Genomic DNA, 14,089 nt, shown 5'->3' with positions numbered 1-14,089 from the left:
AAAAAAGGAGCCTGCCTTCTCAAAGGCAGACTCTAGTCAATCATGTTCTATCTTATTTCACCGAAACGCTGATAGATACCTTCTTGCCGCCATACTCGGCTTTGATGGAAGCGGAGCCCTTGGCGATCGCCTGAATCTGACCAGCCGACACTTTAGCAACGTTCGCCTTGGAGGTGGTCCATTTCGCGCTGCCCGTTACCGTGGCGACTTTGCCGTTATCGTAGGTTGCCGTAAGAACGAGGGTTTTGGCCGCACCAGGAGCCAGCTGCAGCTTCTTCTCGCTAACCTCCAGCTTCACCAGCTTCGGAACCACGTTCACTTTCACGGTAACGACATTGCCTTGGTAAGAACCAGTGATCGTCGCGGTCCCCTCAGCGACAGCCTTCACCGAAGAGGACGACACCGTAGCGACGTTCACATCGGAGGAGACCCAGCCCATTTTGGAGGACAGGGTGACTTTCTTGCCGTCTGCATAATACCCCGTCACCTTGATCGATTTCGATTTCTTGATGTTAAGATCGATCGTTTGCGGCTCTACAACAATCTTGGTGATTTTCGGTTCAATGGAGACCGATACATTGATGGTCTTATTCTCGAAAGTTCCTTTCAGCGTGGCCGAGCCTTTGCTGAGACCTTTCAGCTTCTTCCCATCCGCTGTCGACTTCAGCACTGCATTGGAGCCGGTAACGGTCCATTCCACGCCGGCCGGGTTCGTTTGCTCCACGCCGTTCTCATAGACCACCGTGATTTCCGGCAGCGCATTTTCCTCGCCGATGACGAGGTCCATTGAAGTTTGCGTGGCAAGCAGAGTCAGAACCTTTTCCTTTACATTAACTTTAACCTTCACTTCGGTTCCGCGAATTGGGAAGTCCGCGTTCGGAGTCAGTCCTGTTCCGGCTTCCGTGATTTTCCCGGTCAACGTAACTTCAGCAGAAACTACCGAGTCATCCAGATCCTTCGTTATGATCTTTCCATCCTCTACTACAGCGATATCCTCTTGGCTCGAAGTCCAAGTGATGGCATCGCTGAGATCGATGGATTCTCCGTCCAGCTTCGCACCGGTCACCTTCGGCAAGCTCGCCGATCCTCCAACATAGACATCCAGTTGCTCTTTCTCGACTTTGAGCTCGGTCACCGTAGGAAGTACCGTGACTTTGAAGCTCTTGCTCACGCCTTGATAGCTGGCTTTAATCGTAGTTGATCCCGCCGCTTTGGCCGTAACAACACCGGTGTCACTTACAGTAGCAACTAATTTATTGGAAGAAGTCCATTCCGCATTATTGCTGACGTCTTGAGTTTCGTTCGCCTTCACTCTCACCCCGGCATTCACTGCCAGCGTTTCCCCGATAAACAGCGTCTGATCGCCGGACGGGGTGAGCAGGATCGCTTCATACGGAGCTCGTACATAAATGTCGACTTTGGCTTGCTCGCCGTAATAGGTTGCCGTAATCGTCGCTTTCCCCGTCGATACGATCTTAACCGTTCCGTCTTCTACCGTAGCTACACTGGTATCCGAAGAACTCCAGGTCGCTTTTTCCGTAACGTCGTTTGTCGTATCCGGGTTGCTCTTCAGCACCGTTTTAACCTTAAGCTCCACTTCCTTATCGGCCATGATCAGCTCAAGGTCTTCTTTTTCCTTAATCTCCGTGTCGGTCGTTCCAACCGTCTTGTATAATTTCAAGCCGGAGTACGGCGACGTCACCTTCGCTTTGAAAGAAGCCGTCAGGCCGGCATATTTAGCCGTAATCGTCGCTTCCCCTGTACCGGTTAACGTAATTTCCCCCTTCTCAATGGTCAGTACACTCGCATTGGAGGAAGTCCAATCCGCCTCTTCCGTGACATCCTTAGGTTCAATGGACTCGTTGTCCACCTTCGCCTTGGCGGTAACAGTCAGATCGGATTCAGGAGTGTCCAGACTATATTTTCCGTCTAATTTGTAGTCCAATGTTAATGCGGTGTAGGTGTCTGTAACTTTAATCGTAATGGACGAAACCGACCCGACTTCGGTAGTTGGGTTTTTATATTCCGCCGTGATGATCGCAGTACCGCTCTTCAGCGCAGTGACTAAACCGCCGGCACTAACCTTGGCTACGGTATCATCTCCGGACGTCCAAGTTACGGTAGAGGTCACATCCTTGGTGCCGCCTCCTTCCAAGCCAGCAGTTACTTTAAGCTGCTTGGTTTTACCAACGCCGAGTTCAACGGTCGTACCTGCTCCATCAATATTAATCTCCTTGATGTCCCCGGTTGCTGCAAATGCGCCCGTTGGAGCAAGCACCGAAAGGAGGAGCGTCAAGACGAGCATCCAATACGTCATCTTCCTGTTAGCAATCATTGATTCCTCTCCTTTGTTCTCATTGCTAATGTACCGGAACCTTTTTCCAGTCCTCTCCCATTTTATATCGACATTTAGTAGATATTTCGTAACGTTTTTCATCAAAATAATCCATTTGTCCTATAAAAAATAGAGCGCATTCGTCAATCGAATGCACTCTACCTTAATTAGATGCCGAGGACCGGGCTCGAACCGGTACGGTAGTCACCTACCGCAGGATTTTAAGTCCGATTTCGGAATATACCGCGCTATATCTGCGTTTTTAAGCGATGTGATACGATACCTGTACGCTAGGTACTCGAGAATCTCACCGTTCATTTATACGTGATGTGTTTCGTGACTCTTCCGCTTCTGTGCGGTTAATATTATACGTCAATCTTCGCGGTGAGACAAGTATAATTACCAATCGTTACCATATGAGATTTTTTTGCTACGCGTATTGTGCAGGGGCCTGTCGGGCGGCCAGCGAGGGGGTGCCATGGGGGTTGTCTTTCGATCTTATTCGTACTCATTACGATATACATCCGTATTCATTCCGCGACCACACAGGATTCATAATCCTAAGCGATCGACCAACGCCGCAAACCCGCACCACTACGCCATTTACGCCAACTCTGCATAAATCAGCGTTATTCACTGCATATACATTTCCAATGGCTTCTTTTTAATTTTGAGGGAGGGTGCGATGCAATCCGGGCCCGCAAGCCAAGCCGGTCTATTCGCTCGACCATCGATTGCCATTTGACCCCTCCTCAAAAAATACCCTGCTTTGCGAAAAAGTCATCTATTTGTGTTACTATTTGGGTATAAATAATTGTGATAGTTGGAGTCGGAGGGCATATGATTGATAGCTATGTGAGATATAAAAAGGATTTTGATGAGTTTGAAGCGTACTATTTCGACACACGAAATCAGGCGCGAAAAGAAAGCAATATTGAAGTACGAATAGTAATACTGGAAGACTTAATTGCCAAAACTACTGAATTCGAACATTTTTGTAAAGAAAGAGGGCTTTCAAAGGATTTTAATGATTTTTATAAATCAGTTCCGAGTTCCAAAGGAAAAAGAAATCTAATTAAAGAGGATAAGGAGGAACTTAAACGCTGCAAGTTACTTCAGAAACTACTAAAGAAATTACACAAATTAAATGTCCCCGAACTTGAAGATGTTTCTGCTTTTGTAAATCAACTCAAGAATCAAAATCGCCATTCAGTGTAAAGGTAAATCACCGCCCATTAATATTAAATTAACGGAAATACAGCTCCTGGGCGCGAGGAGTACTAACTCGCGGGTGGCGGTGTTAGGCATTAAAATGCAAAAATTAAAAAAAGGACTCACATGGAAAGCCATGAGTCCTTGGTAGAAATCTACATCAATTAAACCCTGTTGGTATTCTAAGACCATTTGAACTTATTGTAAACGGTGAATTAACGAGTTTAGCAAGACCATCCAAATCAGGGAATAGGGTATAATGGTTAACGCCAGATTGTCTTAAAAAACTTTGGACATCCTCGTATAACTCCTTATTTAATAGTATTTTTATTAAATCTTCATTCTCAATTAATAATTTATTGTGTTCCTCATCAAGAGGAAGCAGCGAATTTCCCTGTAGCGTAAAAACTCCTTGTTGGGCAATTAATCTTTTATTGTTTCTCACAGGTAATAGTGCTATCGAGTATTCTTCAAATTCGGCAACCCCGTTAAGGTATTCCTCATAATTTATACCAAAAGGCAGATACAATCCCATAGGCCTTTTAAACGTTAAATAATTCAAGCGAGTTGGATCGAGCATCCAGACACAAGCATCCTCTTCATTCGGATTCCAGTTTATATATGCAAAAAATAAAGCCGTTACAAATGATTCAGTCCAATCTAGTAACCTAGTTTTAACTCCATGATGTTGCATTAAAAACAATAGATTCCAATCAGATACTTTATGATCTGAGTAGCCTAAATATAAGAATTCCTGATATTTTTGAATCTCAGAGTCCAGATAATCCTCTATACTATCAAATTTGTCTCTAAATAGGCCTGATATTAATTTAAAAGACTCGTGTTTTCCGTGCCCTCTAAACCAAACTACAGGCCTTCTTGATGAAAAGTTCTTAACTTGATTTATTACCTCGATCCATTGTTTACTATATGTCATGTTTAAGAACCCCTTACCTCACATATCTAAACGTACATACCGTGCTAAGATACGCTCATTCCCGATCTTTACGCTGTTTTCCGTAATTTCTTCGATTATTCCGCTCCCTACGCGCTCGTCCGCGACATATACGTTGATGGTCGCTTTTTCCATCTGCGCAGTATATAGTTGCACGTTTGACGTTAATGGGCGCATAAAGCGGGTTGAGTGTTTCGGCATCGCCATTTCGACGGCACCTTTCAATCTTTATACCGAAATTTACTTAACAATCATCACTGTGCGTAGAATTTAGCTTTTCTACTTCTGGTTTCAATACAACTATTTCTTCTTTCAAATCAATAACGTCCTTTTTAAGTTCGTTTAGGAAAGCCTGTCTTTCTTTTACTTCATCGAGGGCCTCAAAATGTCCTTTTATACCAATTATCCCTACTGTCATCCCAAAAACAATTAATGATAAGGAATCCACGCCCCTCGCTAAATTCTCTTCTTTTATATTATTAAAATACGGAAAATAAGGTAAGCATATAATTGCTGATATAGATATTAATTGTATAAGTTGCTTAACAAACACATGTACATTAAAAATAATAGATAAAAAGTCCAAAGTAATAAATCCTAAGGATGCAATTGCAATTCCTAATATTAAAGTCGGAGGCACTGTATCATAATTAATCCTTATTATGCTCAAAAAAATGATTGATACACCCAATACAACAACTATTCCCATTGAACTTAATAGGTTTTCGAATTTATTTTTCAAGCTAATACCGCCTTCTTTTATATTATCCATAATTTTTTTCATAAGTTATGCGTAAAATGACCTATATAGCAACCCCAATGTTACTCTAGCTAGGTTACTGACAAATTTCTTTTCATAAGAACCACTTGTTTCACCAGAAACCCCTATTAGATTGTAGACAATAAAGTCTTCAGTAGACGAGTTATTAATTATTGTAAGAAGTGTGATTACTATTAACCGACGATAAGTACGCCCCTTTCACTTTTTCACGACGGTTGCGGGTTGACTATCTATCGAATTGCCTCTCGATTTCAGCCCCTCATATTTATTGGTTATATTTTACTATAATTCCACCGCGGTCAGGAATATAAAAAAGAAAATAGCCCCTCGGCGTAGTCCTAATGTTTCATAGATTAATACGCAAGAACCCGCCAAGGGGTATCAACTTACTCGTTTTATTCCGTTATATCCTCGTTTCCACTCGTATTACCCGCGTCAGAAATCCCTTCCGCCAGCATATACACCACGCACGCGCCGACCGCGCCAATAACGCCCGTTACCTGCAATACCGCGTTATCATCCGCACCAGCCGCCGCCAGGATTGACGTAGACGATCTCTACGATATCTTCCAGCGTAATTGTTTCGAGTATCCATTCGCCGTCCTCGTAATATTCGATCTCGTACGCCTCGTGATCTCCATATACTGAAACTATCGTACCTTCTCGTCCTGACCGCGTTAATACGCAATCAAGTTCCTTGGGTAACATCCGGATCACCGCCTTACTTCGATTATACCGTGTCCGTATACCGTGCGAAATACGTTAAATTAGCGTTTATAAACGTCGGCCCTACCGCTGATACTCGGACGCGATTAGAGCGGCTAATTTCGCGGTAAATGGGCGGAATGAGGGCGGTATATTACGGACCGCCGCCCGTTTTCGCTTGTACCGGAGCGCCTTATATTGCGCCAGCGCCGTCTTGTACGCGTCAACAAACAGACCGACCGGATTCATTACGTCGATCCGCGGCAAGCCTGTCCGCATATCCACCGCCATCATGACGTATTGCTCCGCGGCCAGGTCGATGACCTCCGGATCGAGGCGGCCTGGAAAATGGCGTAGAAGGGCCGCGTAGATGTCCGCGAAATAGAAATCGCCGACGGCGTGCGTGTCATTAAGTGGGATGGCGGATAGGCGACGGTGGAGCGCAGACATAATACCGTCGGGATCGCGCGCGTCATTCATACACTCATTCTTTAAGTCAGTATTATTTAAATCATTAATTACTTGGGTCGGATTCTCCGCATCCGGATTTTCCGTATATGGAGATGCCGCGTCTGGCTCCGGACTATCTGGCTCAATCCGTTCAACTGGACGCTCGAATACAACTGTCTCGTAACCGGTAATCCGTTGCGTCTCGGGATCGCGTAGTTGACGGCGCTCAATATATCCAGCGGCCTCAAGTTCGCGCAACGCCGAATAGACCGCGTCTTTTCCGTCTTTTGAACGTTTGACGAGGTCTGATACATAAACGCGCCAGTTAGATGGTTTTGAAAGTAAATAGCCGAGCAGCCCCTTCGCTTTCCATGACAGGCGCTCGTCCGAAAGGAAATACGGATCAATAATCGCGTATGAGGAGTCGCGCTTGGATACACGGACGATGCCGCCTTTATTTTCCGTTGCCATTAGCGTGCACCCTTCCGCCTAACCTTTATATTTCGCTTCACCTTCTCATCTAAAAGCGTGTTCAAAGGGCTTGCCTTTTCGTGGGCGGCCTTTAAATCATGATTAGCCAACGCGATATATCCCTTCGTTACCTCCATCGTTGTATGACCAAGCGCTTTCTGAACCGCGAAAGCATTCGCCCCGTTACGGATGAACTCTAACGCAAATACATGTCGCAAATCGTACGGACGAATCTTCCGGCCGATCATATCGCTGTATAATTCCATTCGATCGCCCCAGGTGTGCCGATTTAATTGCTTTCCTTCCCAGGTACAGAATATCGGAACATTTTCTCCCCAATCCAACGATCGCGCCGAAAGTAGTTTCTTGATAGCTTTAACCGTCGCGTGCGAAATTGGCAACGTACGGGATACGCGCGTCTTCGCAATCTTGGCAGGAACATAGATTTCGCGTGCAGCCGCGTTAAAATCGCACGGCAACAATGAAAGGGCCTCTTTCGGCCGTATCCCGGTATCCAGGGTTAGTATCATCAAAGCATAATCGCGAAGACCTACAAACGTCGACTGATCGGGCGCGTCTAATAAACGGCGTAAAACCTCCGCCTCAATCGCAACGATCCGACTTTCCGCCTTGCGCTTTTTAATGTTCGCAAGCGGATTTGAGTCGATTTTCCCGGTTTCTACGCACCACTTAAAAAACGTCCTCAAATAGACGAGGCGATTATTAAACGTCGCCGGCATTATATCCTCGGATAGATGTGCATACGCTGCGTCCTTTAGCTTATCATCCGATTCCCATGCGTCCGGAAACCGTTTAAAGAACAGCCGCGTCGTCCGATTATAATCTGACCGTGTTTGTTCGCTTAATCCTTCCACGCGTTTTAGTTCGAGAAAATCTTCGAGCGCGTCCGTCCATTTACCGCGTCTGCTTTTTCCTTCGTCAATTTTACGTAATCTTGCCATAATAAAAACGCCTCCTCCGCTTAATAACGGTGAGACGTTTTATATCGAGTCCTGTGCGCTAGGATTTCGCTATCACATAGCTACGCAGAACCTGCGCGATCTCAACGCTCATTTAACGTTGATGTGACCGCGATTTTACGCGTGATGCCGAGGACCGGGCTCGAACCGGTACGGTAGTCACCTACCGCAGGATTTTAAGTCCTGTGCGTCTGCCAATTCCGCCACCCCGGCTTGTTCAAAAATTCCGTATTTATGATTATATACAGAATTTCAATCAATATCAACCCAAAATTCAAGCCGCCTTTATCCGATAAACTATTCAGTTAGGAAATATGGTAAGTTAAGGTTAGTAGTGCGGAAGATCGGCTCGAATTTCAGGAAAGGTGAGGTTAGCATTCATGCACGAATTGAAGATGGCGGTTACGCTGGGCCATCAAGTGGTCATCCAACTGCATGACGGACAAATGATGACCGGACTGCCGAAGTGGGGTTCAGCGCCCGACAAAGTACATCTGCGCACAACAGAAGGGGCCGTCTGGGTGAAGCTCGACGAAATCCAACACGTGACGCGAATTATTCCATTTGGAAAATCTTTTTAATTAAATCTGCAACCTTTTCCAAAACCCTTGTCTAGGCCGGAGAAAGCTTTGCTGCCGCAGGGTCCTTTAAAGATGTAAATCATTTTGTCGCCAAAGACAGCATTTCTGTCCTGCAAACCAAAGACAGCTTCCTGCCGGACGACCAATTGACCACTAGCCAAGGCGTTCAGCTGATCGTCAACCTGCTGGGGTTAAAGTCCGAAGCTCCTGTGAACGCGAGCGATTATTTTGTTCATGTCAAGAATGATGCCTGGTATGCCCCTGCGTTCTCGATTGCTCAAAATAACGGGTTTGATCTTGACGCCAACGTGAATCCGGACAAGCCTATAACGCGCGAGGAGTTTACCCATCAGCTGATTTTGGCGATGGAGAAACATGGCGATTTGCCGATGATCAATATTGACGGAGACCAGCTCACCGTTTCTTATCAAGGTACGGTTCAACTTGCGCTCGTGCTCGGGATCGCCACGCTGGATGCGAACAATCAATTCCATCCGGGAGATCTGATACCCGCGCTGAAGCTGCTCTCTTGACCTACAATGCGGCGGAATACTTGGCCGCACACCCTGCTCCGTTTCCGTCTCCGAACAGCAAGTAATCGCCTATTTGATAAACTTGGAAGGACTGCCTCGTGCGGTCTTTTTTTGATTTCCGTAAAACCTTAAATTTTAATAAAATTCACTGAATCGACAGATTTTTGCAATTTATTTCAGAATTTAGGGAGGATTTACAAAAACGGACATAGAAAATATAGTTACCGCTTTAATTTGGTGCAGAACAGTGGCAGTACACGGAAGATGTTGGACGGTCACCAGTCGAAAGCGGACGGATGGCATCGATACCTCGACCTGGGAGTTGTTCGACATGGAACTCATCCTCAAAATTGAAGAGCTCCGGATGGAATTAAACCATCTCGCCCGAAGTAAACGTCTTGCCGATCGAGAAATGATCATGGTCAGTCAGCAACTAGACAAATTGCTGAATGAGTACCATCGATTGATGATCCAGAAGCAAGTCAAATGATCTGAGGGGGCCGTGGCAACGGCTCCTTTCTTCTGCCCAGAAACTGGAACTTTCGATAAAGATCACTCGTATTTTCTACTATAATAAATAATAATGTTCGCGCACAGGAGGAGGAAGTTCTATCATTCAGCGACCAAAGATTGTCCATGACGGCAAAGAGCTTGGGCAAGCTTTTTTTCACCTCATGATTTGGAGAGGCTTGAATCTTATTACCCTTGGAAAAGTCTCGTTTATTCGCAAAAAAATTGCCTACTATAAAACGCTCAATAGGAATCTTCGAAACCTTGATTTTAATTGAATCATAACCACCCGTTGGACGGGTGGTTTGCTCTTGGGGTATAACCCCTTGTTGCCAAACTGCGCCTAAAGACGCTAGCCTGACAATAAAATTGTTCAGGCTCAGTGTTTTTGTCACTTTCACTTACCAGTTAAACTGGTTTACTTTTTCTTGCTACCGTTTCTGCTAAATGGATCTTCATACTCTTTCACACTCAGTTTATCGATTGCCTGCTCATGTGCTTCCTGCTCGCGTATATACTTAGCGACGGTAGCTTCATTCAGCCCGACCGTGCTGACGTAGTATCCCTCTGCCCAAAATTTTCGATTGCCATATTTATACTTCAAGCTGGCATGCTTCTCTAATATCATAAGGGAGCTCTTTCCCTTCAGATATCCCATAAATGACGATACAGAGATTTTTGGGGGAATCGCTACGAGCATATGTACATGGTCTGGCATCATGTGACCTTCTATTATCTCTACTCCTTTGTATTTACACAATCGCTTAAATATTTCGATCAAGTCTTTCCTCACTTGATTATAGATCTCTTTCCGTCTATACTTCGGGGTGAACACGATATGGTATTTGCACATCCACTTCGTGTGAGCTAAACTATAGCTCTTGTTTGCCATCTAAGACTATTCCTTTCTTGAATTGAGCCTGAACATCTCAATTTTTTGGAAATGGTCTTGTTGGTCAAACCTTCGTTCCCTCCACCCGCATAGCGGGTGGTTTTTTGTTTCGCACGCTTCGCGTACTCAACTGGCTAAAGCCGTAATAAAAGAGCCTGCGGGGTTCGCAGACTCATGGTATAATATGGCTTGTACAACTGAACTTGGGTGGGAAGTATCGCCTCCGGATCAGAGGTGATGCCAATGAATTTTTCGTTATCAGAAGTGATTATGCTCGGGATGTTTCTTCTCGCACTACTCACCTATCTGAATAAACGAAAATAACCCGCCCAGGTTAGCGCCGAGGGAACGGGTTATTTTCAGCTTGTTCTGGAGGTTTCCCACCCAAGTGTTGTACAGGGAGTCGGCTGGCACCGGCTCCTATTTCTATTTTTATCTTAACATATCGTATCATATACCTCAATTACATGTGATACGAAAATGGAGCAGCACAAGTGCTTTTTAACATTTCGTTTCACCGTCCTTCTAACTCAATTCTACGAGCATCCAAGGCTTCTTTAGCCATCACCGAAAAATTACTTTGATTATTGTCAAAAATGGAATACAGGAATTTAAAATCATCAAGATTCATTTCTCTAAGTATTCGCTCCCACCACTTTTCAAATTACATGATCGAGGCCGACTAACCCCCAAATCAACAGATCAATTATCGGACAACTCTATCAATACCAAACAAAGCAAAAACCCCTTGCTACGCAAGGGGTTTTGCACTTATGGGCCCTACAGGACTCGAACCTGTGACCAATCGGTTATGAGCCGACCGCTCTAACCAACTGAGCTAAGGGCCCGGGAGAACTTGGATTGCGGGGGCAGGATTTGAACCTGCGGCCTTCGGGTTATGAGCCCGACGAGCTACCGGGCTGCTCCACCCCGCGTCATTAAATTGGCGACAATCAATAATATACACGATTTTCGCAGGGCACGTCAAGCCTAAGATTATGGAATAAATCGCACGCCATATTTGCCTTTGCGCGAGCGGAAAATTTCGATTTGCCGCATATCATCAAAACCGTAAATCCAACCGTCTTGCTCCAACCGTCGGGCGAGACATCCCGCTTGGAATTTCGTTCGATACAATTTATTGAAGTATACCCAACGCATGACTGTTTCGTCCATCCTTTCGTAAATTAGAGCAAATTGTTCATGTCTATAGAATGCCCAACCTTAACAAAAAAAGCCGCCGGATTTCGTCCGGCGGGCTTATATATATTTGGTAATTTTTTGTGCTCAATGCAAACCGCGATTTATCCTTTATATACGGCTCCTCCTGCTGCAGCCCCTTCCTCAGGAACAAATGGCGTACCATCCTCCTGGAATTGGGTTTTTGGATTGTTTTTAATCTCCTGCAGCATCTTGTTGCCCTTCTCTTCCCATTCCTTGAGCGCTTCCGCCGGCGTTTTCTTGTTCTCCAGTACCTCTTGGAAGAACTTACGTCCGCTGTCGGTCACGCTGTAAAGCCCTGGTTTTTCGCTCATCAGCTTATCTTGCTTCGGATCCGTTGGCGGCGTCGGCTTCAGCAAATAGAACGCTTGAATATTGTAGTCCAAGCCCATTTTCGGTTGGATGTACGATTTGCGGGCCAGCATTTCATAGGAGTTGCTCCGTGATTTAAGTTTTGCCCAATCCTCACCGTTAATGAATTTAATGAAGTCCCAAGCGGTTTCGGCATTTGGAGCGGCACTGTTGATCGCAAACGTATTGCTCAACCAAATACTTCCCCCGACACCCGGCTTTTCAGGATGGACCGGAACGGTTACGACGTCCCAATCTACAGGGGTAAAGTTTTTAATTTTCGAAGCGTTGTTGTTGGCGTCCGTAATTTCATTTACATAGTAGTTCTCACCGATCGCCATAGCTACTTTACCGGAGAGGAACAGGTCGCTGGTTACAGGGTTCCACTCGCCGTCCATCATCCCGCTGTTACTGTCCGGAATGATTTTATCCTTCGCCAGCTTGCTGATGGTTTCCCATACCTTCGTCCATTGCGGGGTATTGACCGTCATCGTTTCCGCTTTATCATCAAAGGTTTTGAGCTGCAGCGAGTTGACATAGTTGCTCTGCATATCCCAGAACGGATCGCTTCCGAGGTACCGGCTAAACGCGAAACCGTAAACCCGGTCTTTCCCTTCCCCTTTCGCCACACGGCGAGCCAAATTGAAGATATCGTCCCAGGTCATATTATCGGTAGGCGGTTCTACCCCAGCATCCGTAAAGAGCTTCTTGTTATAGAACAAGGCGGAGGAGGAGAACGAAGGAGTTAACGCGTACAGGCTGCCTTCTCCAAGATCCTTGATCCCGTCAATGACTGCCGGTACGAAGTCTGACGTATCGAACTTATCCTCCTGAATCATCGGATCAAGTTGTTTGACCATATTTTCCTTGATCAGCTGATTCAATACGGAAGTATCGGTTACCACGACATCCACCGGATTGCTGCCGGTCATAATTTTCTTCATGCTTTCCAGGTAGTCCGGCTGAACATATGGCTGTGAGTAGTCCTGGTAACGGTATTGACTTTGGTCGATGGCCGGTACAACCTCGATGCGAACATTGTGCGTGAACTCATACACATCGGTATACTGCTGGCGGAAATAAGAATCGTCATATCCCCCGTAAAGCACGCCGATGCGCAGCACTTTCTCCTGCTCAGGGTCTGCCGCTTTGCTGCCGTTACAGCCAGCCAACAGGCCAAGCGCCAGCGTGGCAGCCAGCGATACGGACAATAATTTCTTGAACCTCATGATGGATCCCCCTCCAATGATTTAGGTGCTGTAATAATGATTTTCTCTCCGTCAAACTCCATGCTCGCCCGTCCGTTGATCCCGACGGATTCCAGATATTCCTTCGGAACCTGTAAGCGTCCGACGCGGTCAACCACAACAAAGGCTTCGTGAACCTCCTGCAATCCCCCGCCTAGCTCTGCTGCCGCCAAATCCAGATTCGGATTACGCTTCAGGAATTCGGTGCTCGTTAAGCCGTCGCGGATGGCGACCACGCGGTCCACCTTCCCGGCCAGGTTCAAATCGTGCGTGACGATCACGACCGTGATGCCGAGCTCCCGGTTCACTTGCCGAAAGATCTGCATGATCTGATCAGAGGTGGCCGTGTCTACCGACCCCGTTGGTTCGTCAGCCAGCAGGAGCTTCGGTCGATTCGACAAAGAGATTGCGATCGCAACCCGCTGCTGCTCCCCGCCGGAGAGTTGATGCAGCTTGTTATGCATCCGGTCCTTTAAGCCAACCCGCTCCAGCAGCTCTTTTGCATAAGCCCGGTCCAGCTTACCGGTGAGCAGCATCGGCATCTCCACGTTCTCCAGCGCGGTTAAATAGGGCAGCAGGTTGCGGGCGTTGTTCTGCCAAACAAAGCCAACGGTGTTGCGTTTATATTCCACCAGCTGGTCATCGCGGATCTTCAGCAGATCCCAGCCTCCAACGGTAACCTGACCAGCTGACGGGCGATCCAGCCCGCCCAGAATATTCAGCAGCGTTGATTTGCCGCTGCCGCTGTTGCCGATGATCGCCATCATCTCGCCTTGTTCAACGGTTAAGTTTAAGCCTTGGAGCGCCACAACTTCGATATCTTCGGATTTGAAAATCTTGACGAGTCCTTCGCAATGAATCATCT

At 46.3% G+C, this 14,089-nt stretch carries 15 protein-coding genes and 3 tRNA genes; 4 read left to right on the top strand and 14 right to left on the bottom strand.

The annotated features are described in order from the left end of the window. Positions 1-52 precede the first annotated feature (52 nt). Positions 53-2,335, bottom strand: a complete 2,283-nt coding sequence (locus M3G15_RS09610; RefSeq protein ID WP_260070743.1) for an Ig-like domain-containing protein — start codon at positions 2,333-2,335, stop codon at positions 53-55. A gap of 840 nt (positions 2,336-3,175) precedes the next feature. Between M3G15_RS09610 and M3G15_RS09605 the strand changes: the two genes are divergently transcribed. Next, complete coding sequence (locus tag M3G15_RS09605) at positions 3,176-3,553, top strand: hypothetical protein (protein WP_260070742.1); 378 nt, start codon at positions 3,176-3,178, stop codon at positions 3,551-3,553. Positions 3,554-3,707: 154 nt separating this feature from the next. On the opposite strand, the gene M3G15_RS09600 is transcribed toward M3G15_RS09605, so the two are convergent. The 6 genes from M3G15_RS09600 to M3G15_RS09575 all read right to left on the bottom strand — a co-directional run bounded on the left by M3G15_RS09600 (position 3,708) and on the right by M3G15_RS09575 (position 8,102). Further along, a complete protein-coding gene (locus tag M3G15_RS09600; protein WP_260070741.1) occupies positions 3,708-4,484 on the bottom strand; it encodes an FRG domain-containing protein in 777 nt (258 codons plus the stop codon). A gap of 262 nt (positions 4,485-4,746) precedes the next feature. Further along, a complete protein-coding gene (locus M3G15_RS09595; RefSeq protein ID WP_260070740.1) occupies positions 4,747-5,274 on the bottom strand; it encodes a hypothetical protein in 528 nt (175 codons plus the stop codon). 525 nt (positions 5,275-5,799) lie between these two features. Then, a complete protein-coding gene (locus tag M3G15_RS09590; RefSeq protein ID WP_260070739.1) occupies positions 5,800-5,991 on the bottom strand; it encodes a hypothetical protein in 192 nt (63 codons plus the stop codon). An 81-nt stretch (positions 5,992-6,072) separates the two neighbouring features. Then, positions 6,073-6,909, bottom strand: coding sequence for a helix-turn-helix domain-containing protein (locus tag M3G15_RS09585; protein ID WP_260070738.1), 837 nt, complete (start codon positions 6,907-6,909; stop codon positions 6,073-6,075). Then, positions 6,909-7,871, bottom strand: a complete 963-nt coding sequence (locus M3G15_RS09580; RefSeq protein ID WP_260070737.1) for a tyrosine-type recombinase/integrase — start codon at positions 7,869-7,871, stop codon at positions 6,909-6,911. The genes M3G15_RS09585 and M3G15_RS09580 overlap by 1 nt, the downstream gene beginning before the upstream one ends. A 145-nt stretch (positions 7,872-8,016) precedes the next feature. After that, positions 8,017-8,102: transfer RNA gene (locus tag M3G15_RS09575), tRNA-Leu, on the bottom strand. Between the two features lie 167 nt (positions 8,103-8,269). Between M3G15_RS09575 and M3G15_RS09570 the strand changes: the two genes are divergently transcribed. The 3 genes from M3G15_RS09570 to M3G15_RS09560 all read left to right on the top strand — a co-directional run bounded on the left by M3G15_RS09570 (position 8,270) and on the right by M3G15_RS09560 (position 9,493). Continuing rightward, positions 8,270-8,470, top strand: a complete 201-nt coding sequence (locus M3G15_RS09570) for a hypothetical protein (RefSeq protein ID WP_036645641.1) — start codon at positions 8,270-8,272, stop codon at positions 8,468-8,470. Positions 8,471-8,616: 146 nt separating this feature from the next. Continuing rightward, the gene (locus M3G15_RS09565) at positions 8,617-9,003 is read left to right on the top strand and encodes an S-layer homology domain-containing protein (RefSeq protein WP_260070736.1); all 387 of its coding nucleotides are present in this window, start codon (positions 8,617-8,619) and stop codon (positions 9,001-9,003) included. A gap of 247 nt (positions 9,004-9,250) precedes the next feature. After that, on the top strand, positions 9,251-9,493 hold the full coding sequence (locus tag M3G15_RS09560; RefSeq protein ID WP_260070735.1) for an aspartyl-phosphate phosphatase Spo0E family protein: 243 nt from the start codon (positions 9,251-9,253) through the stop codon (positions 9,491-9,493). Here M3G15_RS09560 and M3G15_RS09555 read toward each other — a convergent pair. The 7 genes from M3G15_RS09555 to M3G15_RS09525 all read right to left on the bottom strand — a co-directional run bounded on the left by M3G15_RS09555 (position 9,486) and on the right by M3G15_RS09525 (position 14,087). Beyond that, positions 9,486-9,908, bottom strand: coding sequence for a hypothetical protein (locus M3G15_RS09555; RefSeq protein ID WP_260070734.1), 423 nt, complete (start codon positions 9,906-9,908; stop codon positions 9,486-9,488). The genes M3G15_RS09560 and M3G15_RS09555 overlap by 8 nt on opposite strands. A 23-nt stretch (positions 9,909-9,931) precedes the next feature. Next, complete coding sequence (gene tnpA, locus M3G15_RS09550; RefSeq protein WP_260070733.1) at positions 9,932-10,405, bottom strand: IS200/IS605 family transposase; 474 nt, start codon at positions 10,403-10,405, stop codon at positions 9,932-9,934. Between the two features lie 774 nt (positions 10,406-11,179). Continuing rightward, positions 11,180-11,253 (bottom strand) — tRNA-Ile (locus tag M3G15_RS09545). A gap of 13 nt (positions 11,254-11,266) precedes the next feature. Further along, a tRNA-Met gene (locus tag M3G15_RS09540) sits at positions 11,267-11,340 on the bottom strand. 61 nt (positions 11,341-11,401) lie between these two features. Continuing rightward, complete coding sequence (locus M3G15_RS09535) at positions 11,402-11,566, bottom strand: hypothetical protein (protein ID WP_009225643.1); 165 nt, start codon at positions 11,564-11,566, stop codon at positions 11,402-11,404. A 143-nt stretch (positions 11,567-11,709) separates the two neighbouring features. Beyond that, the gene (locus M3G15_RS09530; protein ID WP_009225642.1) at positions 11,710-13,206 is read right to left on the bottom strand and encodes an ABC transporter substrate-binding protein; all 1,497 of its coding nucleotides are present in this window, start codon (positions 13,204-13,206) and stop codon (positions 11,710-11,712) included. Next, on the bottom strand, positions 13,203-14,087 hold the full coding sequence (locus M3G15_RS09525) for an ABC transporter ATP-binding protein (RefSeq protein ID WP_260070732.1): 885 nt from the start codon (positions 14,085-14,087) through the stop codon (positions 13,203-13,205). The genes M3G15_RS09530 and M3G15_RS09525 overlap by 4 nt, the downstream gene beginning before the upstream one ends. Between the last annotated feature and the right edge of the window lie 2 nt (positions 14,088-14,089).

The sequence above is a fragment of the Paenibacillus sp. p3-SID1389 genome (genome assembly GCF_025151705.1).
GTDB classification, from domain to species: domain Bacteria; phylum Bacillota; class Bacilli; order Paenibacillales; family Paenibacillaceae; genus Fontibacillus; species Fontibacillus phoenicis.
Note: the sequence above shows the minus strand (reverse complement) of the source record. Positions and strands in the feature narration are given on the sequence as shown.